Source organism: Streptomyces sp. NPDC022552, assembly GCF_055561875.1.
Genome location: NZ_JBVHGJ010000003.1, coordinates 585,659 through 608,515 on the forward strand (window position 1 = coordinate 585,659; position 22,857 = coordinate 608,515).

The following is a 22,857-nucleotide window of genomic DNA, read 5'->3' on the forward strand; positions in this document are numbered from 1 at the left end:
CCCGCACCGCTTTCCCAGGCTGTAGCCCCGATCACCCTCACACGTGAAGCCCTGCGCCCGGCCGCCCTACGCCACCACGTCCCGCCACGCGTCCGGCAGGGCCGCGGCCACGTCGCTCGCCGCGATCGGGGCGCCGTTCGAGGCGCGGCGGGCCGCCAGGCCGTGGAGGTACGCGGCCGCCGAGGCCGCGTCCCGTGCCCGCAGGCCCGCCGCGAGCAGCGAACCCGCGAGCCCCGACAGCACGTCCCCGCTGCCCGCCGTCGCCAGCCACGACGTGCCGGTCGGGTTCACCCGTACCGGACCCGAACCCTCCGCCACCAGCGTCGTCGAGCCCTTCAGCAGCACCGTCGCCCCGAAGCGCGCCGCCAACTCCCGCACGGCCGAGAGCCGTTCCGCCTCCACCGACTCCCGCGACGCGCCGAGCAGCGCCGCCGCCTCCCCCGCGTGCGGGGTGAGCAGGGTCGGCGCGCTGCGGGCCCGTACCGCCTCCGCGTCCAGGTCGCGCAGCCCGTCCGCGTCCACGAGGACCGGCACGTCCGAGGCGAGGACGTCCGCGACCCCCGGCCCGTCACCGAGGCCCGGTCCGACCACCCACGCCTGCACCCGCCCCGCCTTCCCCGGCGGCCCTGCGTGCACCAGCGTCTCCGGGTGGCTCGCGATCACCGCGTCCCCGGCCGGCCCCACGTACCGCACCGCGCCCGCACCGCCCCGCAGCGCGCCCGTGACGGCGAGCACCGCCGCGCCCGGATAGCGCGCGGAGCCGGCGACGACACCCACCACACCCCGCCGGTACTTGTCGCTCTCCGCGCCCGGCACCGGCAACAGCCCCGCCACGTCCTCGTGTTGCAGCGCCTCCACGTCCGGCACGGACGGCAGGTGGTCCGCGAGGCCGATGTCCACCAGCCGCAGCGCCCCCGCGTACTCGCGCGCCGGATCGATCAGCAGCCCCGGTTTGTACGCCCCGAAAGTCACCGTCGCGTCCGCCCGCAGCGCCTCCCCCGCGACCTGCCCCGAGTCCGCGTCCACCCCGCTCGGCAGGTCGACGGCGACCACGGCCGCGTCCGATCCACGCGCCGCCCGCGCGACCGGGACCGCGTCCGGCCGCAGGCCGCCCTGCCCGCCGATCCCGGTGATGCCGTCGAGGACGAGGTCGGCCACGGCGAGCGCCTCGAACGGGTCCTCCGCCACCCGCCCCCCGGCCGCGAGCAGCGCGGCGAGGCCGGCCTCGTGGGCCCGCGAGCCGAGCAGCACGGCCGTCACCCCCGCCCCGCGCCGGGCGAGCCGCACCCCCGCGTAGAGGGCGTCGCCCCCGTTGTCCCCGCTGCCGACGAGCAGGACGACCCTCGCCCCGTACACATGGCCGCGGCCGAGCAGCGAGAAGCACGCGGCGGCGAGCCCCGCCGCCGCCCGTTGCATGAGCGTGCCCTCGGGCAGCATCGCCATCAGCTCGGCCTCGGCGGCCCGTACGGTCTCCACGCGGTAAGCGGTACGCATGCCCGCAGTCTGCCGCACCCTCCAAGCCCCCGCCCGGAAGCGCGGGTTGACGCCGACCACCGAGACGGTCTCCACTCCGCCCGTGCGGCCACCCGTCGGCGCCGGCTGTACCGGTGCTTCAGGCGTTCCGCGACGTGGGCGGCCCTGTGGCGCGGACCAGGCGGAGCAGGAGCACTCCCCCGAGCAGGGCGAGGACGGCCGCCGCCCGGAGTACCGACTCGATCGCCGGGCCGTCGGAGGCCGCGCGCGACGCCGAACCGCTGAGGGCCTCGAGGACGCTCGAGGCCACGGCGACGGCCAGCGCACCGAGCAGGACCAGGGACGTGAGGACGAAGCCGGACGCGGCGGCGAGCCGGGCTCGTACGACCGTCTACCCCTCCGCGATCACCACGGCCGAGGCCACGCCCGCGTCGTGGCTCAGCGAGACGTGCCAGTGGCGGACGCCCAGTTCCGCCGCCCGGGCCGCCACCGTGCCGCGTACGCGGAGCCGGGGCTGACCGCTGGCCTCCACGTAGACCTCCGCGTCCGTCCAGTGCAGGCCCGCGGGCGCGCCCAGAGCCTTGGCCACCGCCTCCTTGGCGGCGAATCGGACGGCCAGGGAGGCCGGGCCCCGGCGCTCGCCGCTCGGGAGCAGCAGCTCGCCCTCGACGAAGAGCCGCTGGAGCAGTCCGGGAGTCCGCTCCACGGAGGCCGCGAAGCGGTCCACCTCGGCCACGTCGATCCCCACCCCGATGATCATTCACTCACTCCACGGTCACAGATTTCGCCAGGTTCCGCGGCTGGTCGACCTCGTTGCCCCGTGCCGTCGCGAGTTCGCACGCGAAGACCTGGAGGGGCACGGTGGAGACCAGCGGCTGAAGCAGCGTAGGCGTTGCCGGGATGCGGATCAGATGGTCGGCGTACGGGACGACGGTCTCGTCGCCCTCCTCCGCGATCACGATCGTCCGCGCCCCGCGCGCCCGGATCTCCTGGATGTTGGAGACGATCTTGTCGTGCAGGACGGACCGCCCACGCGGCGACGGCACGACCACGACCACCGGCAGGTCCTCCTCGATGAGCGCGATCGGCCCGTGCTTCAGCTCGCCGGCCGCGAAGCCCTCGGCGTGCATGTACGCCAGTTCCTTCAGCTTCAGCGCGCCCTCCAGGGCGACCGGGTAGCCGACGTGCCGGCCGAGGAAGAGGACGGTGTTCTTGTCGGCGAGGGAGCGGGCCAGGGCGCGTACCGGCTCCATCGTCTCCAGGACGCGCTCGACCTCGTCGGCGATCCGGGAGAGCTCGCGTACGACGGCGTGGATCTCGTCGCCCCACTTGGTCCCGCGCACCTGTCCCAGGTACAGCGCGAGCAGATAGCAGGCGACCAACTGGGTCAGGAAGGCCTTGGTGGACGCGACGGCGACTTCGGGCCCGGCGTGCGTGTAGAGAACGGCGTCGGACTCGCGCGGAATGGTCGAACCGTTCGTGTTGCACACGGCCAGCACCTTGGCGCCCTGCTCACGCGCGTGGCGCAGCGCCATGAGGGTGTCCATCGTCTCGCCGGACTGCGAGATCGCGATGACGAGCGTCCGCTGGCCGAGGATCGGATCGCGGTAGCGGAACTCGCTGGCGAGCTCCACCTCGCAGGGGATCCGGGTCCAGTGTTCGATGGCGTACTTCGCGATCATGCCGGCGTGGAAGGCGGTGCCGCACGCGATGATCACGACCTTGTCGGCCTCGCGCAGGACGGCGTCGGGGATGCGCACCTCGTCGAGCCGGAGCCGGCCGTCGCCGTCGATCCGGCCGAGGAGGGTGTCGGCGACGGCCTTCGGCTGCTCGGCGATCTCCTTGAGCATGAAGTAGTCGTAGCCGCCCTTCTCGGCGGCCGAGGCGTCCCAGTCCACGTGGTACGCCCGGACGTCGGCGGGGGTGCCGGCGAAGTCGGTGACCTCGACGCCCTCGCGGGACAGCTTCACGACCTGGTCCTGGCCGAGCTCGATCGCGGCGCGGGTGTGCGCGATGAAGGCGGCGACGTCGGAGGCGAGGAAGTACTCGCCCTCGCCGACGCCCACCACGAGGGGCGAGTTGCGGCGCGCGCCGACGACGACGTCGGGCTCGTCGGCGTGCACGGCGACGAGGGTGAACGCCCCGTCGAGCCGCCGGCACACCAGCCGCATCGCCTCTGCCAGGTCACCGCAGGAGGAGAACTCCTCGGCGAGGAGATGGGCCACGACCTCGGTGTCCGTCTCGGACGCCAGGTCGTGCCCGCGCTCCTCCAGCTCCGCGCGCAGGGCGGCGAAGTTCTCGATGATCCCGTTGTGGACGACGGCCACGCGCCCCGCGTTGTCCAGATGCGGGTGCGCGTTGGCATCGGTCGGCCCGCCGTGGGTGGCCCAGCGGGTGTGTCCGATCCCGGTGGTGCCGCTCGGCAGCGGCCGGTCCACCAGCTCCTTCTCCAGGTTGACGAGCTTGCCCGCCTTCTTCGCCGCGGCCAGCCCCCCGTCGGAGAGCACCGCGACACCGGCCGAGTCGTAGCCCCGGTACTCGAGCCGCTTGAGGCCCGCGATCACCACATCAAGCGCCGACTGCCCGCCGACGTACCCCACGATTCCGCACATGTCGGCAGCCTACGACCGAACCCGCCCGGAGGCCCGGAGTCAGCCGAGCTTGGCCGCCTGCGCGTCGATGACGGGCTGCGGGAGTTCCTTGACCGTGCCCCCGAGGCTGATGACGGAGAACGACGCCAGCGTGTTGCCCTTCCGGAAGGCCACCAGCTTGCTGGTCCACGCGTCCCCCTCCACGTCGGTGGTGACGGTGAAGGCGAGCGCCTCCTCACCGGCGGTCACGGCCTCCGGAGCGACCTTGGTGATCTTCGTCTTCTCGCCGCCGCCGATGAGCGTGAAGCCGCCCGCGCACTCCGTGCCCGCCGTCTTCAACGAGGCCAGCGCCTCCTGGGCGCCCCCGCCGTCGTACGAGCCGAGCGTCACGGACGTCACCGGCGCGCTGAGCACGCCCAGGGCCTCCTCGGGCGAAGCCGTCGCCCCCTCCGGCTTCGGCATCTCGATGGCCTTGCGCTGCACACTGGCGCCCGGGGTGCCGGTCGCGATGAAGGACATGGCCTCGGCGATCGGCGTGCAGGCGGGCTTGTCCGCACTGACCTCACCCGCCTTCACGACGTCGGCGGCCTCGTCCTTCTGCACCTGGTAGCCCTTGAGGTCGGCCTGCTCGACGAGCAGCTTCTCCAGCTCGGCGGCCGACAGCGCCTTCGCGTCGGGCGCGGCGGAAGCCGAGGCGGAGCCCTTGGGCGCGTCCTTCCCCTTGTCCTCGCCCTCCCCACCCCCGCCACAGGCGGCGACACCGAACACGAGCGAGACGGCGGAGACGGCGACGGCGGTACGGCGAAGGGCGGTGGCTCTCATGTTCAACTCTCTGCTGAGAAACGGCGATTCGTGCGCACCCTATGCGAGCCCCACCCACCGCCGACACCGGATTACCAGCCGGTACACACCCCGCCTCCACCCCGTCGGCACGGGCCTCGCACGATCGCGGTCCCGGCGGCCTCCACCACCTCCCCCGCGTGACCGACACCACCCACCACCCTCGCCCCCCAGCCGCGACAATGGGACCCGTGATCACTTCGCCGCCACGAAGCCAGCGCCGGCCCGAGGCCACGCCCTACGTCGACCTCACCAGGGACGAGTGGAGCGCGCTGCGCGACAAGACGCCCCTGCCGCTCTCCGCCGAGGAGGTCGAGCGGCTGCGGGGGCTCGGCGACGTCATCGACCTCGACGAGGTCCGGGACGTCTACCTGCCGCTGTCCCGGCTGCTCAATCTGTACGTCCAGGCCACCAGCGGGCTGCGCGGCGCGCTCAACACGTTCCTCGGCGAGCGCGCCGAGCAGCGCGGCACCCCGTTCGTCATAGGGGTCGCCGGCTCCGTCGCCGTCGGCAAGTCCACCGTCGCCCGTCTCCTCCAGGCCCTGCTCGCGCGCTGGCCGGAGCACCCGCGCGTGGAGCTGGTCACCACCGACGGCTTCCTCTATCCGATGGAGGAGCTGAAGGAGCGCGGGCTGATGTCCCGCAAGGGTTTCCCCGAGTCGTACGACCGCCGCGCCCTGACCCGCTTCGTCGCCGACATCAAGGCGGGGAAGGAGGAGGTCACCGCCCCGGTCTACTCCCACCTCATCTACGACATCGTGCCGGGCGAGCGGCTCGTGGTCCGCCGCCCCGACATCCTGATCGTCGAGGGGCTCAACGTCCTCCAGCCCGCGCTTCCCGGCAAGGACGGCCGGACACGGGTCGGGCTCGCCGACTACTTCGACTTCTCGGTGTACGTCGACGCCCGGCCCGAGGACATCGAACGCTGGTATCTCAACCGCTTCCGCCGGCTCCGCGAGACCGCGTTCCAGAACCCCTTCTCGTACTTCCAGAAGTACACCCAGGTCTCCGAGGAGGAGGCCATGGACTACGCCCGCACGATGTGGCGGACCATCAACAAGGTCAACCTGCTGGAGAACGTGGCGCCCACACGCGGCCGCGCCACACTCGTCGTACGCAAGGGACCGGATCACAAGGTGCAGCGGCTGAGTCTCCGTAAGCTCTGAGCATGCTGCATCTGCGGATCATCACTCCGTCCGTCCGCACCGACGCCGTCCTCGAGCTGATCGAGACGACCGTGGGCACCACTCATCTCGCGGTGCTCAAGGATGTCGCCCGCGATCCCGCGGGCGACATCGTGCTGTGCGACGTGGCCCGCGAGGCCGGTGACGAACTCCTGCACGGGCTGCGGGTGCTGGGCATCGACAAGGTCGGTTCGGTGGCCGTCGAGCACATCGACCTGTCGCTCTCCGGGCGCGCCGAGAAGGCGGAGGAGGAGGCACCCGGCGAGGCCGCGGACGCGGTGATCTGGGAGCAGCTCACGGACACCGCCCAGGAGGAGTCCACACTCACGATCACCTACGTCGCCCTGATGATCGTGGCGACGATGATCGCGGCCTGCGGTGTGGTCCTGGACAACGCGATCCTGATCGTGGGGGCCATGGCGGTCGGCCCGGAGTTCGGCCCGCTCGCCGGCATCAGTACGGGTCTGGTGCAGCGCGCGCCGAGGGCCGTCTGGCGCTCGACGGTCGCCCTGGTGGCCGGCTTTGCCGCGGCGATCGTCGCGACGACCGTGTTCAGCCTGGTGATGGACGCTCTCGGCCAGTTCGACGAGGGCATGCTCGACGCGGCGCGCCCGAACACCGGCTTCATCTTCCAGCCCGACCCGTTCTCGCTCGTCGTGGCGCTGCTGGCGGGCGTGGCCGGAGTGGTCTCGCTGACCTCTTCCAAGGCCGGGGTGCTGGTCGGCGTGGCGATCTCGGTGACGACCGTCCCGGCCGCCGCGAACGCCGCCGTCGCCCTCAGCTACGGCGATCTGCCTCAGATGTGGGGCTCCGCCGAGCAGTTGCTGCTGAACCTCACCGGCATCATCGTCGCCGGGGTGCTCACACTCGTCGGCTGGAAACTGCTGTGGCGCACCCAGCGGGGTCGGATGACCCGACCGCCGGGTGCGCCACGAGGCATGTGACTCTCGGACGTCCTAGCCGAGCGCCGACTTCACCACGTCGGCCAGCCTGCCGGCCACGGCGCGCGCCTGCTCGATGTCGGCGGCCTCGACCATGACCCGTACGAGCGGCTCGGTGCCCGAGGGGCGGAGCAGCACACGGCCGGTGGAGCCCAGCTCGCGCTCGGCGTCGCCGACCGCGGCGGCCAGCTCTCCGGAGGTCTTCACCCGGGACTTGTCGACGTCGGGCACGTTGACGAGGACCTGCGGCAGCCGCTCCATGACGCCGGCCAGCTCCGCGAGGGACTTGCCGGTGGCCGCGACCCGCGCCGCCAGCATCAGGCCGGTGAGGGTGCCGTCGCCGGTGGTGGCGTGGTCGAGCACGATGACGTGGCCCGACTGCTCGCCGCCGAGCGCGTAGCCGTGCTCCTTCATGGACTCCAGGACGTAACGGTCGCCGACCGCCGTCTGCACCAGCTGGAGACCTTCGCGCTCCATGGCCAGCTTGAAGCCGAGGTTGGACATCACGGTCGCGACGACGGTGTCGCCGCGCAGCGTCCCGGCCTCGCGCATGGCCAGCGCGAGGACGGCGAGGATCTGGTCGCCGTCGACCTCGTTGCCCGCCGCGTCGACGGCCAGGCAGCGGTCCGCGTCGCCGTCGTGGGCGATGCCGAAGTGGGCGCCGTGCTCGACGACGGCTTCCTTGAGCAGGCCGAGGTGGGTGGAGCCGCAGCCGTCGTTGATGTTGAGGCCGTCGGGCTCCGCGCCGATCGTGATGACCTCGGCGCCGGCCCGGGCGAAGGCCTCGGGCGACACGAACGCGGCCGCGCCGTGGGCCTCGTCGAGGACGACCTTGAGCCCGTCGAGCCGGTTCGGCAGGACGGCGATGAGGTGGGCGACGTACTTGTCGAAGCCCTCGTCGTAGTCACGGACCCGGCCGACACCGGCGCCGGTCGGCCGCTCCCACGGGGCACCGGTGCGGTGCTCCTCGTAGACGGACTCGATCCGGTCCTCCAGCTCGTCGGCGAGCTTGTGGCCACCGCGGGCGAAGAACTTGATGCCGTTGTCGGGCATCGCGTTGTGGCTGGCGGAGAGCATCACACCGAGGTCGGCGCCGAGCGCTCCGGTGAGGTACGCCACCGCGGGGGTGGGCAGGACGCCGACGCGCAGGACGTCGACACCCGCGCTCGCGAGGCCCGCCACGACGGCGGCCTCCAGGAACTCTCCCGACGCACGGGGGTCACGCCCGACCACCGCGGTCGGCCGATGGCCCTCGAAGGTCCCCGCCTCGGCGAGCACATGCGCCGCAGCGACCGACAGGCCGAGCGCGAGCTCCGCCGTCAGATCCGCGTTGGCAACACCGCGCACACCGTCCGTGCCGAAGAGTCGTCCCACAGCTGTCCTCCGAAACTGCTCCGAAAATGCGATCCCCTGAGCGCCTGATGCCCGTTTTCACGTGAAAGCTGCCCGAAAGGGCCCAGGGGGAGGAAAAGACGTACGCCCCGGCAGCACGGGCAGTGCCGCCGGGGCGTACGTGCAAAGCAGACCGAGCAGGCGATTAACGCTTGCTGTACTGCGGGGCCTTACGGGCCTTCTTGAGACCGGCCTTCTTGCGCTCGACCGCACGGTCGTCGCGGGAGAGGAAGCCGGCCTTCTTCAGCGGACCGCGGTTGTTCTCCACGTCCGCCTCGTTCAGGGCGCGGGCCACACCGAGGCGCAGGGCACCGGCCTGACCGGAGACGCCGCCACCCGAGATGCGGGCGATGACGTCGTAGCGGTTGTCCAGCTCGAGCACCTTGAAGGGCTCGTTGACTTCCTGCTGGTGCACCTTGTTCGGGAAGTAGTCCTCGAGCGTACGCCCGTTGATCTTCCACTTGCCGGTGCCCGGGACGATCCGGACGCGGGCGATGGCGTTCTTGCGACGACCCAGGCCGGCGGCCGGCTGCGGGTCACCGAAGCGCGACGCCAGGGACTCCGAGGTGTACTCGCCCTCGACGGGGACCTCGGACTCGAAGGTGGTGACCTCGGCGTAGGTCTCCTCGCCCTCGATGGGGTTCTCAACAGTGGTCTCGGCCACGATTCTCCTCAGATTTCTTTCGTTCTTAGGGGGTGTGGCCGGAACTACTGCGCGACCTGGGTGATCTCGAACGGGACCGGCTGCTGAGCAGCGTGCGGGTGGTTCTCGCCCGCGTAGACCTTCAGCTTCGAGAGCATCTGACGGCCCAGGGTGTTCTTGGGGATCATGCCCTTGATGGCCTTCTCGACGGCCTTCTCGGGGTTCTTGTCCAGCAGCTCGTCGTAACGGACGGAGCGCAGACCACCCGGGAAGCCGGAGTGGCGGTACGCCAGCTTCTGGGTCTTCTTGTTGCCGGACAGGTGGACCTTGTCAGCGTTGATGATGATGACGAAGTCGCCCATGTCCATGTGGGGGGCGTAGACGGGCTTGTGCTTGCCTCGCAGGAGGTTCGCAGCCGTCGTCGCCAGACGGCCCAGGACAACGTCCTGCGCGTCGATGATGTGCCACTGGCGAGTGACATCGCCGGGCTTGGGGCTGTACGTACGCACTTCGTAGCCTTCGCTTCTTCAGTGGATGGAGTCCAGACACACCTGAAGCGATCATGCAGCTGGGGCCTGCACTGCCGGGAACACCGCCCGTATGCGAGCCACTGGTAACTGCTCCAGGGAACCTGCGTAAGGGCCCGTCACGTGAGAACGACGAAGCCAATACGCATAACAAACCGCAACGGTACCCGCGCCACCCCCGACGGGTCAAAACGCCTCCGGCGCTCCCGGCTCACCGCGCCCGCTCGACCCGGGGCACCCCGTCGTAGATCTCCCGCGACGCGAGGACCTCCTCGATGTGCCCGTCCGCCCAGTCCTTCACCGCCCGGACCACAGGCAGCAGGCTCACCCCGAGCGCGGTGAGCCCGTAGTCCACCCGCACCGGCACGGACGGCGTCACCGACCTGGTCACCAGCCCGTCCCGCTCCAGCGCCCGCAGCGTCTGCGTGAGCATCTTCTGGCTGACACCGGCGATCGTGCGCCCCAGGTCGCTGTAGCGCCGCGGGCCGTCCGCCAGGGCGTTCAGGACCAGAGTGACCCACTTGTCGGCGATCCGGTCGAGAAGGTGCCGGGCGGGGCACTCGGCGAGATAGGCGTCATAGGCGCGCCGCGCCTCCTCGCGCTGCTGCGCGGCGGTACGCGTGGCCATGGAGGCCCCTCCCGGTGCGGTACGCACTCCCGAGTACGTACTTCCCCACGGAGAGTAGCTCTCCCTAGGTTCGTGGCAACACCCCTTCCCGTGGAAAGGCGGCTGCCTTGCGCGCCCTCGTCATCGACTCGTTCGGCGGTCCTGAGGTTCTGCGGATCGCGGACGTACCCGCGCCCGCCTCCGTGGGCCCCGGTCAGGTCCGGATCCGCGTCGAGGCGGCGACGGTCAACCCCGTGGACCTGGCGACACGCTCCGGCGCGCTCGCGGCCGCCGGGCTCATGCCGGCGCGGCCGCGTACCGGCCTCGGCTGGGACGTGGCGGGCGTGGTCGAGGAGACGGGCCCCGGCGTCACCGAGCCGCGCACCGGCGACCGGGTCATCGGTCTGAACGACCGGCTGGACGTGCCGCTCGGCACCCAGGCCGAGCAGGTCGTCCTCGATGCCCTCGCCCTCGCCCCGGCCCCCGCGGGCGTCCCCGCCGCCGCGGCCGCCGCACTGCCGCTGAGCGGCCTCACCGCCCTCCAGGCGCTCGACGCGCTCGACCTGCCCCCGGGCGCGACGCTGCTGGTCACCGGAGCGGCGGGAGCGGTCGGAGGTTACGCCGTGCAGCTCGCCTTCGCACGCGGGCTGCGGGTCCTCGCGACCTCCCGGGAGAACGACGAGGCGCTCGTCCGCACCCTGGGGGCGGAGCTCTTCGTGCCGGACACGGCCGACCGCCTCGGCGAAGCGGTCCGCGCCCTGGTCCCGGGAGGCGTGGCGGGGGCCGTGGACGCGGCGGTCCTGGGTGCGGCCGCCCTTGACGCCGTACGCTCCGGCGGCGCCTTCGCGGCGCTCGTCGCGGGCGGCGCCCCGGTCCCGCTGCGGGGCACCCGGGTCCACCAGATCTGGATCCGCGCCGACGGCCGGGCCCTCGCCGGACTGGCCGCCCTCGCCGAGACCGGCACCCTGACACCGCGCGTCGCGGCCGCCCTCCCCCTCACTGCGGCGCGGGCCGCCCACGAGCGCCTCGCCGCGGGCGGCGTACGGGGCCGTCTGGTCCTGCTCCCGTAGAAGCCCCGAGGACCCGGCGGCCACCGCCGTCAGCGCACCCGGTCGACCCTGCGCTCGTCCCAGACAGGCTCCGGCGTCTCCCGGACGACACCGTCCGAGCCGAAGACCAGATACCGGTCGAAGCTCTTCGCGAACCAGCGGTCGTGCGTGACGGCCAGCACCGTGCCGTCGTACGACTCCAGGCCGTCCTGGAGCGCCTCGGCCGACTCCAGGTCCAGGTTGTCCGTCGGCTCGTCGAGCAGCAGAGCGGTCGTGCCCGAGAGCTCCAGGAGCAGGATCTGGAAGCGGGCCTGCTGGCCGCCGGAGAGCTTCTCGAAGGGCTGGTCGCCCTGCCCCTCCAGCTCGTACCGCCGCAGGACCGACATCGCCCCGCCCCGGTCCTTGGCGTGCTCCGACCAGAGGATGTCCACCAGGGAGCGGCCCAGGAGCTCCGGGTGGGCGTGGGTCTGCGCGAAGTGGCCCGGCACGACCCGCGCGCCCAGCTTCCACTCGCCCGTGTGGGCCACGGACGGGTCCCCGGCGAGGAGACGCAGGAAGTGTGACTTGCCCGACCCGTTCGAGCCGAGCACGGCGACCCGCTCGCCGTAGAAGATCTCCAGCGAGAACGGCTTCATCAGACCGGTCAGCTCAAGGTTCTCGCAGGTCACGGCACGTACACCGGTGCGGCCGCCGCGCAGCCGCATCCGGATGTCCTGCTCGCGCGGCGGCTCCGGCGGCGGGCCGGCCTCCTCGAACTTCTTCAGCCGGGTCTGCGCCGCCGCGTACCGGGACGCCATCTCGTGGCTGACCGCCGCCGCCTGCCGCAGGTTGATCACCAGCTTCTTCAGCTGCGCGTGCTTCTCCTCCCAGCGCCGCTTCAGCTCCTCGAAGCGGGCGAACCGCTCCCGCCGCGCTTCGTGGAAGGTCTCGAAGCCGCCGCCGTGCACCCAGACGTCCGACCCGGCCGGGCCCGGCTCGACCGCGATGATCTTCTGCGCGGCCCGCGCGAGCAGCTCCCGGTCGTGGGAGATGAAGAGCACGGTCTTACGGGTCTCCCGCAGCCGCTCCTCCAGCCACCGCTTGCCGGGGACGTCCAGATAGTTGTCCGGCTCGTCGAGGAGCAGCACCTCGTCGGTGCCGCGCAGCAGCGACTCCAGGACAAGGCGCTTCTGCTCGCCACCGCTGAGCGTACGGACCTCGCGGAACTGCGCCTTCTCGTACGGGACGCCGAGCGCCGCCATCGTGCACATGTCCCAGACGGTCTCGGCCTCGTACCCCTGGACCTCGGCCCAGTCGCTGAGCGCCTGCGCGTACGCCATCTGCGCGGCCTCGTCGTCGACCGTCATGATCAGGTGCTCGGCCGCGTCGACCGCCTTCGCCGCCTCGCGGATGCGCGGCTGGGCGACGGAGACGAGCAGGTCACGGACCGTGCGGTCGTCCCGTACCGATCCGACGAACTGCGGCATGACACCGAGCCCGCCGCTCACGGTGACCGAGCCGCCGTGCGGCTGGAGCTCACCGGCGATCATCCGGAGCAGTGTGGTCTTCCCGGCGCCGTTGGCCCCGACCAGGGCGACGACCGCGCCCTCCCCGACCCGGAAGGAGGCGTCCGCGAGCAGGACCCTCCCGTCGGGAAGGTAGTACTCCAGATGCGCGGCCTCGACGTGTCCCATGGGGGCATTGTCGCCGCCCGCACCGCTCAGGCCCAACCGGTTTAGGATGCGCGACATGAGCTTTGGGGGACCCCAGTGGCCGCAGGAGCCGCAGCAGCCGGGGCAGCAGCCGTTCGGACAGCAGCCGGCGCAGCAGCCAGGACAGCCGGGACAACAGCAGTACGGACAGCAGAACGAGCAGCAGCAGTACGGGAACCAGTTCGGGCTGGGGGTACCGCCCGGGCCGCAGGGCCCGGGGGGACAGCCGAACCCGTTCCCGGGTGCGGAGGCCGGCCACACACCCGACTGGGGTGCCCTCGCCGACGCCTCCGCGGCCGGCCGGCGCCGTAAGCGCTGGCTGGTGGTCGGCGGTGGCGTGCTCGCGGCCCTCGTGGTCGGCGCGATCGTCGCCACGGCGGTCGTGAACAGCAACAAGGACACGGGCACGGCCAAGAACGGCACGGTCACCCCGACCGGCTCGGCCGCCCCCAGTGGCTCCCCCACCCCCGGTCCGACGTTCTCCTCCGTCGCGCCGCCGCCCCCGCCCAATCCCAAGGACTACATCTCGGACGAGAAGAAGGACAAGGCGCCGCTGAGCGCCGAGGGCCTCTTCCCGGGCAAGAAGCTCACGATGAACGGCCGGGCCTACAAGAAGGGCGCGACCTCCTCGACGACCGACTGCGCGAGCGTCACCCAGGGCGGTCTGGGTGCCGTCCTGAAGAAGAACGGCTGCGACCGGGTGATCCGCGCCACGTACGAGAAGGACGGGGTGGCCATCACCGTCGGCGTGGCCGTGTTCCCGACCGAGGCCGCGGCGCTGAAGGCGAAGAACCAGGCCAGCGGCGGTGTCGCCCCGCTCGCCGGGGCGGGTGTGAAGGACTTCTGCCGTGCGACGGTCTGTCTGCGCCGGGCGAACTCGATCGGCCGGTACGCGTACTTCACCCAGGCCGGCTTCACCGACGGCAAGAAGGTGACCACCTCCGACAAGGCCGTCTTCCAGGCCAGCGACGACCTGGGCACCTTCGCCTTCAACCAGATCTACGCCCGCGGCAAGTCGCAGGCCTCCGCGGCGGCGGCGGGCGCCCCCCAGGAGTAGGCGGACACCGCAGGTGCGGACCGTGACACGTCGCCTCGTGCCGGTTCGGCCGAGCAGAAGCCGTCTCGGCGGACACCTCCGTCGAGACGGCCGAACCCCCGGGGCGCCGGATCAGCAGCAGCCGGCGCCCGGCAGAGTGCGCCTGTTCCTGGCCTCGCGGTTGCGCGCGGCCAGCAGCTCGTCGGCGGGGTAGCCGACCTCTTCCAGGGTGAGGCCGTGCGGCCGGACCACGTGCACGGCCGAGTCCCGTACGCCCGCCGCCAGGACCTTCGCGGGCCACTCCACCGGACGGTGCCCGTCGCCGACGAAGAGCAGCGCGCCGACGAGCGAGCGCACCATGTTGTGGCAGAAGGCGTCCGCCTTCACGGTCGCTTCCAGAACGCCCCCGGCCCGCCGCTCCCAGCGCAGCTCCTGGAGCGTACGGATGGTCGTCGCGCCCTCGCGCTTCTTGCAGTACGCGGCGAAGTCGTGCTCGCCGACGAGCCGCTCGGCGGCCGCGTTCATGGCGTCCATGTCGAGGGTCCAGTCGTGCCACAGGACGTGGCCGCGCAGCAGCGGGTCGACCCCGCCGGGGTTGTCGGTGACGCGGTAGGCGTAACGGCGCCAGATCGCGGAGAAGCGCGCGTTGAACCCCTCGGGGGCCTCGGTGAGCCGCCAGACCCGTACGTCGTGGGAGAGCCGCCCGGCGAGCCGCCTGAGCAGCTTGTCCTGGTGCTCGGCCCACAGCTCGACGGGCAGATCGACGTGCGCGACCTGACCGCGGGCGTGCACACCGGCGTCGGTACGGCCGGCGACGGTCAGCTCGTACGTCTCCTTGGAGCGGGTGACGGTCTTCAGGGCGTCCTCGATCTCACCCTGGACGGTCCGCTGTCCCTGGGCCTGCTTGGCCCATCCGGAGAAGTCCTTGCCGTCGTACGAAAGGTCGAGCCGTACCCGTACGAAGCCGTCCTGCACGTCGTCGCTCACGCGATCAATCCTCTCAACATCACGGGAACGGGCCCGTACCCCTAGGGGTACGGGCCCGCACACAAGATCGTCGGAACGCTTACGCGTCCTTCGACTCCTCGGCCGGGGCCTCAGCGGCGTCCTCGACCTTGGTGTCCTCGACCTTGGCGGCCTCGTCGGCCTCCTTGACGGCGCGCTTGGTGGCGGCCTCGGCCTCGGCGACGGTCGCCTTCTTGGCGATCTCGCCCTCGACCAGCTCGATCACAGCCATCGGGGCGTTGTCGCCACGACGGTTGCCGATCTTGGTGATACGGGTGTAGCCACCCGGGCGCTCGGAGTAGCGCGGGGCGATCTCGGTGAAGAGCGTGTGGACGACGCCCTTGTCCGTGATCGTCTGCAGCACCAGGCGACGGTTGTGGATGTCGCCCTTCTTCGCCTTGGTGATCAGGCGCTCGGCGACCGGACGCAGGCGGCGAGCCTTGGCCTCGGTCGTGGTGATGCGGCCGTGCTCGAAGAGGGACTTCGCCAGGTTGGCGAGCAGCAGACGCTCGTGAGCGGCGCTGCCACCGAGGCGGGCACCCTTGGCGGGACGCGGCATGGTGTTTCTCCTTGTGATCTGCACCGGCCGTATGAGGTACCGGTGTCAGTGTCCGAGCGGGCGGTCGCCCATCGGAGATCCGGGCTGCCCCCGTAGGGGGCGCCCGGAAGGGGCGCGGGGAACTGCGCGATCAAGCACAGCGCACCCGCACCCGAAGTACGGACCGGAACGGCCCGAGCTCTTAGTACTGCTCGGTCTCGACGAAGCCCGCGTCCGCGTCGTCGTCGGCGCCGAAGGCGTCCGCGGCGGCGGTCGGGTCGAATCCGGGCGGGCTGTCCTTGAGGGCCAGGCCCATGCCGGCCAGCTTCGCCTTGACCTCGTCGATCGACTTCGCACCGAAGTTGCGGATGTCGAGCAGGTCGGCCTCGGAGCGCGCCACGAGCTCACCCACGGAGTGGATGCCCTCACGCTTGAGGCAGTTGTACGAACGAACGGTGAGCTCGAGCTCCTCGATCGGCAGCGCCAGGTCGGCGGCGAGGGCGGCGTCCGTGGGGGACGGGCCCATGTCGATGCCCTCGGCGTCGATGTTGAGCTCGCGCGCCAGACCGAACAGCTCGACCAGCGTCTTACCGGCGGACGCCATGGCGTCGCGCGGCCGCATGGCCTGCTTGGTCTCGACGTCGACGATCAGCTTGTCGAAGTCGGTGCGCTGCTCGACACGGGTCGCCTCGACCTTGTACGTGACCTTGAGCACCGGCGAGTAGATGGAGTCGACCGGGATACGGCCGATCTCCTGGCCCACCTGCTTGTTCTGCACGGCGGAGACGTAGCCGCGACCGCGCTCGACGGTCAGCTCCATCTCCAGCTTGCCCTTGCCGTTCAGCGTGGCGAGCACCAGGTCGGGGTTGTGCACCTCGACACCGGCCGGCGGGGCGATGTCAGCAGCGGTGACCAGGCCGGGACCCTGCTTGCGCAGGTACATCACGACCGGCTCGTCGTGCTCCGAGGAGACGACCAGCTGCTTGATGTTCAGGATGAGGTCGGTGACGTCCTCCTTGACGCCCGGCACGGTGGTGAACTCGTGCAGGACACCGTCGATACGGATGGACGTGACCGCCGCACCCGGGATCGAGGAGAGGAGCGTACGGCGGAGGCTGTTGCCGAGCGTGTAGCCGAAGCCCGGCTCCAGGGGCTCGATGACGAACCGCGAGCGGAATTCGTCGACGACCTCTTCGGTCAGCGAGGGACGCTGAGCGATCAGCATGGTGTCTGTTCCTTCAGTCGTGGACGCCCACTATTTGACGCCCGACGGGTACTTCTCGTACTGCAAGGGTACGGGCGGCACGCCTCCGAAGAGCCGTACCGCCCATCCCTCAGAACAACCGTTGCCGGTCGTACGTCAGACGCAGAGCGTCAGACGCGACGACGCTTCGGCGGACGGCAGCCGTTGTGCGGCGTGGGGGTGACGTCCTGGATCGAACCGACCTCGAGGCCCGTGGCCTGGAGGGAACGGATCGCGGTCTCACGGCCGGAGCCGGGACCCTTGACGAAGACGTCGACCTTGCGCATGCCGTGCTCCTGCGCGCGGCGAGCGGCCGACTCGGCGGCCATCTGCGCGGCGAACGGGGTGGACTTGCGCGAGCCCTTGAAGCCGACGTGGCCGGCGGAGGCCCAGGAGATCACGTTGCCCGAGGGGTCCGTGATCGAGACGATCGTGTTGTTGAACGTGCTCTTGATGTGCGCGTGGCCGTGAGCGACGTTCTTCTTTTCCTTGCGGCGCACCTTCTTGGCAGCGCCCTGACGACCCTTGGGGGGCATCTATAACTCCTACGGGAGGTGGTCGGTCCTACAGCGAAGACCGCTTGGTCAAGCGTCCGCTGAGGACTACTTCTTGCCCGGCTTCTTCTTACCGGCGATCGCGCGACGCGGGCCCTTGCGGGTACGGGCGTTCGTGCTGGTGCGCTGACCGTGCACGGGCAGGCCACGACGGTGGCGGATGCCCTGGTAGCACTGGATCTCGATCTTGCGGCGGATGTCGCCCTGGATCTCGCGGCGGAGGTCACCCTCGGTCTGGAGGTTGGCGTCCACGTACTCGCGGATCTTGACCAGGTCCTCTTCGGCCAGGTCACGAACGCGGGTGTTGGGGTTCACGCCGGTGGAGGCGAGAATCTCCTTGGAACGGGTACGCCCGATACCGAAGACGTAGGTGAGTGCGATCTCCACACGCTTTTCGCGCGGGATGTCAACACCGGAAACGCGTGCCATTCAATGGCTCCTGTGTGTTCGGGGGTCTTCCGCAAAGCCGCTCCTGAGCCGCCGTATGAGGTACGAATCAGGTCCCCGGCCCCCGCCGGAGGTGCCGCCGACCCTTGCGGGCTGGGCGGGCTCTGCGTATGTACGAATTACTTGCGTCGCGCGAAGAACTGCGGGTGCAGGTCGGTCGGCGTGCGTCAGCCCTGGCGCTGCTTGTGGCGCAGGTTGTCGCAGATGACCATGACCCGGCCGTGACGGCGGATCACCTTGCACTTGTCGCAGATCTTCTTGACGCTCGGCTTGACCTTCATGGGATGTGAGGTTCTCCGGGTCAGTGCCACCACCCGCGGCGGAGCCGGGGTGCGGGCAAGATCTACTTGTACCGGTAGACGATCCGGCCACGCGTCAGGTCGTACGGAGAGAGCTCCACGACGACCCGGTCGTCCGGAAGGATTCGGATGTAGTGCATCCGCATCTTGCCGGAGATGTGCGCGAGGACCTTGTGACCGTTCTGGAGCTCCACCTTGAACATGGCGTTCGGGAGGGACTCGATCACGGTGCCCTCGATTTCGATGGCACCTTGCTTCTTGGCCACGCTTCGCCTTTCGAATCGGCTACCTTGATCGACTCTCGATCCGTGTGCGGGCACACGGGTACACGAGAGCCGACGCATCAGTCTACGTCAGGGCCCTGGAAAAGACGAATCCGGGAAGTTTGCCCACCGGAGAAGATCCTTACGCAAGCAGCCACGCCGCAGTACGGCCCGCCTACGCCAGGGGGTCCGGCGCCGCCACCACGCCCAGCTCGGCCAGCTTCGCCTTGCCGCCGTCGGGGGCCGTCAGGACCAGGGGGCCTTCCTCCGTCAGGGCCACCGAGTGCTCCCAGTGCGAGGACCAGGTGCCGTCCGTGGAGACGACCGTCCAGTCGTCCTCCAGGACCTCCGTGCGCGGCGTGCCGAGCGAGACCATCGGCTCGATCGCCAGGCAGAAGCCGGGCACCAGCTTCGGGCCCTTGCCGCGCTTGCGGGAGACGTAGTTCAGCAGGTGCGGGTCCATGTGCATCTCGGTGCCGATGCCGTGGCCGCCGTAGTCCTCGACGATGCCGTACTTGCCGCCGCCCGGCTTCGGCTGGCGGCGGATGTACGTCTCGATCGCCCGCGAGACGTCCACGAGCCGGTTGCCGTTCTTCATCGCGGCGATGCCGGCCCACATCGACTCCTCGGTGACCCGGGAGAGCTCGATCAGCTCCGGGGCGTGACCCGAGCCCACGAACGCCGTGTACGCCGCGTCGCCGTGCCAGCCGTCGACGATCGCGCCCGCGTCGATGGAGATGATGTCGCCGTCCTTGAGGACGGTCTTCTCGTCCGGGATGCCGTGGACGACGACCTCGTTCACCGAGGTGCAGATCGTCGCGGGGAACCCGCCGTACCCGAGGAAGTTCGACTTCGCCCCGTGGTCCGCGATCACCTTCCGCGCGACCTCGTCCAGGTCCTTCGTCGTGGCACCCGGCACGGCGGCCTCACGCGTGGCCGCGTGGATGGCGGCTACGACCAGCCCGGCCTCGCGCATCTTCGCGATCTGCTCGGGGGTCTTGATCTGCACCATCGTGACGGGGGCCTTCCTTGCGAGTACACGGGACAGAACAACGATACGGCCGCGGCGCCCCCGAGGGGCACCGCGGCCGTGTCGTACGAACCAGGGTTACTTCTTGAGCGCTGCCATCGCCCTCGCGGTGACCTCGTCCACCTTGCCGAGCGCCGAGATCGTCACGACCAGGTTCTGCGCCCGGTAGTAGTCGATGATCGGCTCGGTCTGCGTGTGGTAGACCTCCAGGCGCCGGCGGACGGTCTCCTCGGAGTCGTCGTCGCGCTGGTAGAGCTCGCCGCCACACACGTCGCACACGCCCTCGGCCTTCGGCGGGGTGTACGTGACGTGGAAGACGTGCGCGCTGTCGTTGCGGCAGATACGGCGACCCGCGATCCGCTTCACGACCTCGTCCTCGGGGACCTCCAGGTCCAGGACTGCGTCCAGCTGCATGTCCTCGGCCTTGAGCACCACATCGAGCGCCTCGGCCTGGGCCACGTTCCGCGGGAACCCGTCGAGCAGGAAGCCGTTGGCGGCGTCGGCCTGCTCCATGCGGTCCTTGGCCATCCCGATGGTCACCTCGTCGGGCACGAGGTCGCCGGCGTCCATGTACGCCTTGGCCTTCACGCCCAGCTCCGTGCCCTGCGAGATGTTGGCACGGAACAGGTCACCGGTGGAGATGTGCGGAATGTCCAGGTTCTTGGCAAGGAACGCAGCCTGCGTACCCTTGCCGGCCCCGGGCGGTCCGACGAGGACGATTCGCATCAGCGGAGGAACCCTTCGTAATTGCGCTGCTGGAGCTGGCTCTCGATCTGCTTCACGGTCTCCAGCCCCACACCCACGATGATGAGGATGCTCGTCCCACCGAAGGGGAAGTTGGCATTGGCACCGCCGAAGCCTGCCAACGCCATCGTCGGCACAAGAGCGATCAGACCCAGATACAGCGAGCCCGGCCAAGTGATCCGGTTGAGCACGTAGCTCAGATACTCGGCAGTAGGTCGACCAGCCCGGATACCCGGGATGAAGCCACCATACTTCTTCATGTTGTCCGCGACTTCCTCGGGGTTGAACGAGATCGCCACGTAGAAGAAGGCGAAGAACACGATCAGGAGGAAGTACGTAGCGATGTAGTAGGGGTGGTCACCCTTGACGAAGTGGGCTTCGATCCAGGTCTTCCACCCTGCGGTGGAGCTCGAGAACTGAGCGATCAAGGCCGGGATGTAGAGCAGCGACGAGGCGAAGATGACAGGAATCACACCTGCCTGGTTCACCTTGAGAGGGATATAAGTGGACGTTCCGCCGTAGGACCTGCGGCCGATCATCCGCTTCGCGTACTGCACCGGGATGCGACGCTGGGCCTGCTCGACGAAGACGACGAGGGCCACCATCACGAAGCCGATGAGGATGACGGTGCCGAACTCGATCCAGCCCTTGGCGAGCTTGCCGCTCTCCTTGATGGCCCACAGGGCGCCCGGGAAGCCGGCGGCGATCGAGATGAACATCAGGATCGACATGCCGTTGCCGATGCCGCGGTCGGTGATGAGCTCACCGAGCCACATGACGACGGCGGTACCGGCGGTCATCGTGATGACCATGGTGGCGGTCACGAAGATCGACTGGTCGGGGACGACCTGGTTGGCCACCGTGCAGCCGCTGAAGAGCGCGCCGGTGCGGGCCGTCGCGACGAGACCGGTGCCCTGGAGGATGGCGAGCGCGATCGTCAGATAACGCGTGTACTGCGTGATCTTGGCCGTGCCCGACTGCCCCTCCTTCTTGAGGGCCTCGAGGCGCGGAATCACGACGGTCAGCAGCTGCAGGATGATGCTCGCCGTGATGTACGGCATGATGCCGAGCGCGAAGATGGTGATCTGCAGCAGCGCTCCGCCACTGAACATGTTCACCAGGCCGAACAGGGAGTTGTTGCCCTGGCTCGCCTGGTCCACACACTGCTGTACGGCCTGGTAACTGACACCGGGCACGGGGATGTGTGCCCCGAGCCGGTACAGCACGATGATGCCGAGCGTGAAGAGCAGCTTCTTGCGCAGGTCGGGCGTCTTGAACGCCCGGGCGAACGCGGTGAGCACGGTGCCTCCTGCGACCCCCGCGCCATGCGCCAGAGGTGACGGTCTTGAGGTTCGACGAATAGATACCGGTCATGAAAACCGTGCGGGCATACCGCACGGAGCATAGACGTGCACGCCACCTTACCGGCGACCATGCCCCCCTAGGAACGACCAACCGGGGATGCCCCTTTTGGGAGGCATCCCCGGTCGGATGTTCAAGCCATCGAGTCGTCTCAGACGAGCTCGGTGACGGTGCCGCCGGCGGCGGCGATCTTCTCCTTGGCGGAGCCGGAGACGGCGTCGACCGTCACCTGCAGCGCCACGGAGACCTCGCCGGCGCCGAGCACCTTGACGAGCTGGTTCTTACGAACCGCACCCTTGGCGACCAGATCGGCCACCGTGACCTCGCCACCCTGCGGGTAGAGCGCGGCCAGCTTGTCCAGGTTCACGACCTGGTACTCGGTGCGGAACGGGTTCTTGAAGCCCTTGAGCTTCGGGAGACGCATGTGGAGGGGCATCTGCCCACCCTCGAAGCGCTCCGGAACCTGGTAACGGGCCTTGGTGCCCTTCGTACCACGACCGGCCGTCTTACCCTTCGACGCCTCACCACGACCCACACGGGTCTTGGCGGTCTTGGCGCCCGGGGCGGGACGGAGGTTGTGGACCTTCAGCGGGTTGTTCTCCGCCATGTCAGTCGACCTCCTCGACCGTCACGAGGTGGCGGACGGTGTGCACCATTCCGCGGAACTCGGGGCGGTCCTCCTTGACGACCACGTCGTTCAGGCGCTTGAGCCCGAGCGAACGCAGGGTGTCGCGGTGGTTCTGCTTGCTGCCGATGTACGACTTCGTCTGCGTGATCTTGAGGCGGGCCATTACGCACCCGCTCCCGCACGAGCACGAAGCAGAGCCGCGGGGGCGACGTCCTCGAGGGGCAGACCACGGCGAGCCGCGATCTCCTCGGGACGCTGCAGGCCCTTCAGGGCCTCCACGGTCGCGTGCACGATGTTGATCGCGTTGTCGGAGCCGAGCGACTTCGACAGGATGTCGTGAACGCCGGCGCACTCGAGCACGGCACGCACCGGGCCACCGGCGATAACACCGGTACCGGGGGAAGCCGGCTTGAGCAGGACGACGCCCGCGGCCTTCTCGCCCTGGATCGGGTGAGGGATGGTGCCCTGGATGCGCGGAACCTTGAAGAAGTTCTTCTTGGCTTCCTCGACACCCTTGGCGATGGCCGCGGGAACTTCCTTGGCCTTGCCGTAACCGACACCTACGGTGCCGTCACCGTCACCCACCACGACCAGCGCGGTGAAGGAGAAACGACGACCACCCTTGACAACCTTGGCGACGCGGTTGATCGCGACAACGCGCTCAACGTACGCGGTCTTCTCGGCGGCAGCGCCACCGTCGCGGCCCTTCCGGTCCCGCCGCTCGCCGCCACCGGCACCGCTTCCGCGGCGCTGGGGTCCAGCCATTGGAT

Annotated in this window: 27 protein-coding genes; 4 read left to right on the forward strand and 23 right to left on the reverse strand. The window is 70.0% G+C overall.

From position 1 onward, the window contains the following. Positions 1 to 66: 66 nt before the first annotated feature. From ACZ3OF_RS12455 to ACZ3OF_RS12475, 5 genes are all read right to left on the reverse strand, one after another. Positions 67 to 1,494, reverse strand: a complete 1,428-nt coding sequence (locus ACZ3OF_RS12455; RefSeq protein ID WP_361667604.1) for an NAD(P)H-hydrate dehydratase — start codon at positions 1,492 to 1,494, stop codon at positions 67 to 69. 118 nt (positions 1,495 to 1,612) lie between these two features. After that, positions 1,613 to 1,783 carry a hypothetical protein gene (locus ACZ3OF_RS12460; RefSeq protein WP_467304350.1) on the reverse strand — a complete coding sequence of 57 codons (171 nt, stop codon included), beginning with the start codon at positions 1,781 to 1,783 and terminating at the stop codon, positions 1,613 to 1,615. Positions 1,784 to 1,864: 81 nt separating this feature from the next. Beyond that, on the reverse strand, positions 1,865 to 2,233 hold the full coding sequence (locus tag ACZ3OF_RS12465; protein ID WP_361667599.1) for a holo-ACP synthase: 369 nt from the start codon (positions 2,231 to 2,233) through the stop codon (positions 1,865 to 1,867). A gap of 4 nt (positions 2,234 to 2,237) precedes the next feature. Continuing rightward, positions 2,238 to 4,085: a glutamine--fructose-6-phosphate transaminase (isomerizing) gene (gene glmS / locus ACZ3OF_RS12470; RefSeq protein ID WP_361667596.1), complete on the reverse strand. Its 1,848-nt coding sequence runs from the start codon at positions 4,083 to 4,085 to the stop codon at positions 2,238 to 2,240. Between the two features lie 39 nt (positions 4,086 to 4,124). Beyond that, positions 4,125 to 4,886, reverse strand: coding sequence for a hypothetical protein (locus ACZ3OF_RS12475; RefSeq protein ID WP_361667594.1), 762 nt, complete (start codon positions 4,884 to 4,886; stop codon positions 4,125 to 4,127). 209 nt (positions 4,887 to 5,095) lie between these two features. Here ACZ3OF_RS12475 and coaA point away from each other — a divergent pair, with 209 nt between their 5' ends. Next, complete coding sequence (coaA, locus tag ACZ3OF_RS12480) at positions 5,096 to 6,070, forward strand: type I pantothenate kinase (protein ID WP_361667591.1); 975 nt, start codon at positions 5,096 to 5,098, stop codon at positions 6,068 to 6,070. Positions 6,071 to 6,072: 2 nt separating this feature from the next. Continuing rightward, positions 6,073 to 7,032: a DUF389 domain-containing protein gene (locus tag ACZ3OF_RS12485; protein WP_361667589.1), complete on the forward strand. Its 960-nt coding sequence runs from the start codon at positions 6,073 to 6,075 to the stop codon at positions 7,030 to 7,032. A 12-nt stretch (positions 7,033 to 7,044) separates the two neighbouring features. Here ACZ3OF_RS12485 and glmM read toward each other — a convergent pair whose 3' ends face one another. From glmM to ACZ3OF_RS12505, 4 genes are all read right to left on the reverse strand, one after another. Continuing rightward, positions 7,045 to 8,403, reverse strand: a complete 1,359-nt coding sequence (gene glmM / locus ACZ3OF_RS12490; protein WP_361667586.1) for a phosphoglucosamine mutase — start codon at positions 8,401 to 8,403, stop codon at positions 7,045 to 7,047. A 163-nt stretch (positions 8,404 to 8,566) separates the two neighbouring features. Beyond that, positions 8,567 to 9,085: a 30S ribosomal protein S9 gene (rpsI, locus tag ACZ3OF_RS12495; protein WP_352188402.1), complete on the reverse strand. Its 519-nt coding sequence runs from the start codon at positions 9,083 to 9,085 to the stop codon at positions 8,567 to 8,569. Between the two features lie 44 nt (positions 9,086 to 9,129). Continuing rightward, positions 9,130 to 9,573 carry a 50S ribosomal protein L13 gene (gene rplM / locus ACZ3OF_RS12500; protein ID WP_015035600.1) on the reverse strand — a complete coding sequence of 148 codons (444 nt, stop codon included), beginning with the start codon at positions 9,571 to 9,573 and terminating at the stop codon, positions 9,130 to 9,132. 229 nt (positions 9,574 to 9,802) lie between these two features. Beyond that, positions 9,803 to 10,219: a winged helix-turn-helix transcriptional regulator gene (locus tag ACZ3OF_RS12505; RefSeq protein ID WP_467304355.1), complete on the reverse strand. Its 417-nt coding sequence runs from the start codon at positions 10,217 to 10,219 to the stop codon at positions 9,803 to 9,805. A gap of 107 nt (positions 10,220 to 10,326) precedes the next feature. Between ACZ3OF_RS12505 and ACZ3OF_RS12510 the strand changes: the two genes are divergently transcribed. Further along, positions 10,327 to 11,268 carry an NADP-dependent oxidoreductase gene (locus ACZ3OF_RS12510; RefSeq protein WP_361667583.1) on the forward strand — a complete coding sequence of 314 codons (942 nt, stop codon included), beginning with the start codon at positions 10,327 to 10,329 and terminating at the stop codon, positions 11,266 to 11,268. Between the two features lie 29 nt (positions 11,269 to 11,297). Here the strand turns inward: ACZ3OF_RS12510 and ACZ3OF_RS12515 are convergent, their stop codons facing one another. Continuing rightward, positions 11,298 to 12,920 (reverse strand): ABC-F family ATP-binding cassette domain-containing protein, encoded by a 1,623-nt coding sequence (locus ACZ3OF_RS12515; protein ID WP_361667581.1) that lies wholly within the window; start codon positions 12,918 to 12,920, stop codon positions 11,298 to 11,300. A gap of 55 nt (positions 12,921 to 12,975) precedes the next feature. Between ACZ3OF_RS12515 and ACZ3OF_RS12520 the strand changes: the two genes are divergently transcribed. Continuing rightward, positions 12,976 to 13,995: a hypothetical protein gene (locus ACZ3OF_RS12520; RefSeq protein ID WP_361667579.1), complete on the forward strand. Its 1,020-nt coding sequence runs from the start codon at positions 12,976 to 12,978 to the stop codon at positions 13,993 to 13,995. A gap of 111 nt (positions 13,996 to 14,106) precedes the next feature. Here the strand turns inward: ACZ3OF_RS12520 and truA are convergent, their stop codons facing one another. The 13 genes from truA to rpsE form a co-directional block, all read right to left on the reverse strand. Then, the gene (truA, locus tag ACZ3OF_RS12525; protein WP_361667577.1) at positions 14,107 to 14,961 is read right to left on the reverse strand and encodes a tRNA pseudouridine(38-40) synthase TruA; all 855 of its coding nucleotides are present in this window, start codon (positions 14,959 to 14,961) and stop codon (positions 14,107 to 14,109) included. Positions 14,962 to 15,040: 79 nt separating this feature from the next. Next, the gene (rplQ, locus tag ACZ3OF_RS12530) at positions 15,041 to 15,538 is read right to left on the reverse strand and encodes a 50S ribosomal protein L17 (RefSeq protein WP_361442477.1); all 498 of its coding nucleotides are present in this window, start codon (positions 15,536 to 15,538) and stop codon (positions 15,041 to 15,043) included. A gap of 181 nt (positions 15,539 to 15,719) precedes the next feature. Further along, positions 15,720 to 16,742, reverse strand: coding sequence for a DNA-directed RNA polymerase subunit alpha (locus ACZ3OF_RS12535; RefSeq protein ID WP_003966937.1), 1,023 nt, complete (start codon positions 16,740 to 16,742; stop codon positions 15,720 to 15,722). 149 nt (positions 16,743 to 16,891) lie between these two features. Beyond that, positions 16,892 to 17,296, reverse strand: coding sequence for a 30S ribosomal protein S11 (rpsK, locus tag ACZ3OF_RS12540; protein WP_003956432.1), 405 nt, complete (start codon positions 17,294 to 17,296; stop codon positions 16,892 to 16,894). A gap of 66 nt (positions 17,297 to 17,362) precedes the next feature. After that, positions 17,363 to 17,743 (reverse strand): 30S ribosomal protein S13, encoded by a 381-nt coding sequence (rpsM, locus tag ACZ3OF_RS12545; RefSeq protein ID WP_005313488.1) that lies wholly within the window; start codon positions 17,741 to 17,743, stop codon positions 17,363 to 17,365. A 185-nt stretch (positions 17,744 to 17,928) separates the two neighbouring features. Continuing rightward, complete coding sequence (gene rpmJ / locus ACZ3OF_RS12550) at positions 17,929 to 18,042, reverse strand: 50S ribosomal protein L36 (RefSeq protein ID WP_003956441.1); 114 nt, start codon at positions 18,040 to 18,042, stop codon at positions 17,929 to 17,931. Positions 18,043 to 18,104: 62 nt separating this feature from the next. Further along, complete coding sequence (gene infA, locus ACZ3OF_RS12555) at positions 18,105 to 18,326, reverse strand: translation initiation factor IF-1 (protein ID WP_003956442.1); 222 nt, start codon at positions 18,324 to 18,326, stop codon at positions 18,105 to 18,107. A gap of 172 nt (positions 18,327 to 18,498) precedes the next feature. Beyond that, the gene (gene map / locus ACZ3OF_RS12560) at positions 18,499 to 19,335 is read right to left on the reverse strand and encodes a type I methionyl aminopeptidase (protein ID WP_361667575.1); all 837 of its coding nucleotides are present in this window, start codon (positions 19,333 to 19,335) and stop codon (positions 18,499 to 18,501) included. A 96-nt stretch (positions 19,336 to 19,431) separates the two neighbouring features. After that, on the reverse strand, positions 19,432 to 20,079 hold the full coding sequence (locus tag ACZ3OF_RS12565; protein WP_361667572.1) for an adenylate kinase: 648 nt from the start codon (positions 20,077 to 20,079) through the stop codon (positions 19,432 to 19,434). Further along, the gene (gene secY / locus ACZ3OF_RS12570) at positions 20,079 to 21,398 is read right to left on the reverse strand and encodes a preprotein translocase subunit SecY (RefSeq protein WP_361445403.1); all 1,320 of its coding nucleotides are present in this window, start codon (positions 21,396 to 21,398) and stop codon (positions 20,079 to 20,081) included. Before secY ends, ACZ3OF_RS12565 begins: the two co-directional genes overlap by 1 nt. A gap of 212 nt (positions 21,399 to 21,610) precedes the next feature. After that, positions 21,611 to 22,066: a 50S ribosomal protein L15 gene (gene rplO, locus ACZ3OF_RS12575; protein ID WP_361445400.1), complete on the reverse strand. Its 456-nt coding sequence runs from the start codon at positions 22,064 to 22,066 to the stop codon at positions 21,611 to 21,613. Position 22,067: 1 nt separating this feature from the next. Next, a complete protein-coding gene (rpmD, locus tag ACZ3OF_RS12580) occupies positions 22,068 to 22,250 on the reverse strand; it encodes a 50S ribosomal protein L30 (protein ID WP_005313525.1) in 183 nt (60 codons plus the stop codon). Then, complete coding sequence (gene rpsE, locus ACZ3OF_RS12585) at positions 22,250 to 22,852, reverse strand: 30S ribosomal protein S5 (protein ID WP_015035588.1); 603 nt, start codon at positions 22,850 to 22,852, stop codon at positions 22,250 to 22,252. The genes rpmD and rpsE overlap by 1 nt, the downstream gene beginning before the upstream one ends. Between the last annotated feature and the right edge of the window lie 5 nt (positions 22,853 to 22,857).

Bases quoted from the DNA above. Each gene is read 5' to 3' on its own strand.
- ACZ3OF_RS12455 (WP_361667604.1), bottom strand. From the start codon at position 1,494: ATGCGTACCGCTTACCGCGTGGAGACCGTACGGGCCGCCGAGGCCGAG.
- ACZ3OF_RS12465 (WP_361667599.1), bottom strand. From the start codon at position 2,233: ATGATCATCGGGGTGGGGATCGACGTGGCCGAGGTGGACCGCTTCGCG.
- glmS (WP_361667596.1), bottom strand. From the start codon at position 4,085: ATGTGCGGAATCGTGGGGTACGTCGGCGGGCAGTCGGCGCTTGATGTG.
- ACZ3OF_RS12475 (WP_361667594.1), bottom strand. From the start codon at position 4,886: ATGAGAGCCACCGCCCTTCGCCGTACCGCCGTCGCCGTCTCCGCCGTC.
- ACZ3OF_RS12485 (WP_361667589.1), top strand. From the start codon at position 6,073: ATGCTGCATCTGCGGATCATCACTCCGTCCGTCCGCACCGACGCCGTC.
- ACZ3OF_RS12505 (WP_467304355.1), bottom strand. From the start codon at position 10,219: ATGGCCACGCGTACCGCCGCGCAGCAGCGCGAGGAGGCGCGGCGCGCC.
- ACZ3OF_RS12515 (WP_361667581.1), bottom strand. From the start codon at position 12,920: ATGGGACACGTCGAGGCCGCGCATCTGGAGTACTACCTTCCCGACGGG.
- ACZ3OF_RS12520 (WP_361667579.1), top strand. From the start codon at position 12,976: ATGAGCTTTGGGGGACCCCAGTGGCCGCAGGAGCCGCAGCAGCCGGGG.
- rplQ (WP_361442477.1), bottom strand. From the start codon at position 15,538: ATGCCGCGTCCCGCCAAGGGTGCCCGCCTCGGTGGCAGCGCCGCTCAC.
- ACZ3OF_RS12535 (WP_003966937.1), bottom strand. From the start codon at position 16,742: ATGCTGATCGCTCAGCGTCCCTCGCTGACCGAAGAGGTCGTCGACGAA.
- rpsK (WP_003956432.1), bottom strand. From the start codon at position 17,296: ATGCCCCCCAAGGGTCGTCAGGGCGCTGCCAAGAAGGTGCGCCGCAAG.
- rpsM (WP_005313488.1), bottom strand. From the start codon at position 17,743: ATGGCACGCGTTTCCGGTGTTGACATCCCGCGCGAAAAGCGTGTGGAG.
- rpmJ (WP_003956441.1), bottom strand. From the start codon at position 18,042: ATGAAGGTCAAGCCGAGCGTCAAGAAGATCTGCGACAAGTGCAAGGTG.
- map (WP_361667575.1), bottom strand. From the start codon at position 19,335: ATGGTGCAGATCAAGACCCCCGAGCAGATCGCGAAGATGCGCGAGGCC.
- ACZ3OF_RS12565 (WP_361667572.1), bottom strand. From the start codon at position 20,079: ATGCGAATCGTCCTCGTCGGACCGCCCGGGGCCGGCAAGGGTACGCAG.
- rplO (WP_361445400.1), bottom strand. From the start codon at position 22,066: ATGGCGGAGAACAACCCGCTGAAGGTCCACAACCTCCGTCCCGCCCCG.
- rpmD (WP_005313525.1), bottom strand. From the start codon at position 22,250: ATGGCCCGCCTCAAGATCACGCAGACGAAGTCGTACATCGGCAGCAAG.
- rpsE (WP_015035588.1), bottom strand. From the start codon at position 22,852: ATGGCTGGACCCCAGCGCCGCGGAAGCGGTGCCGGTGGCGGCGAGCGG.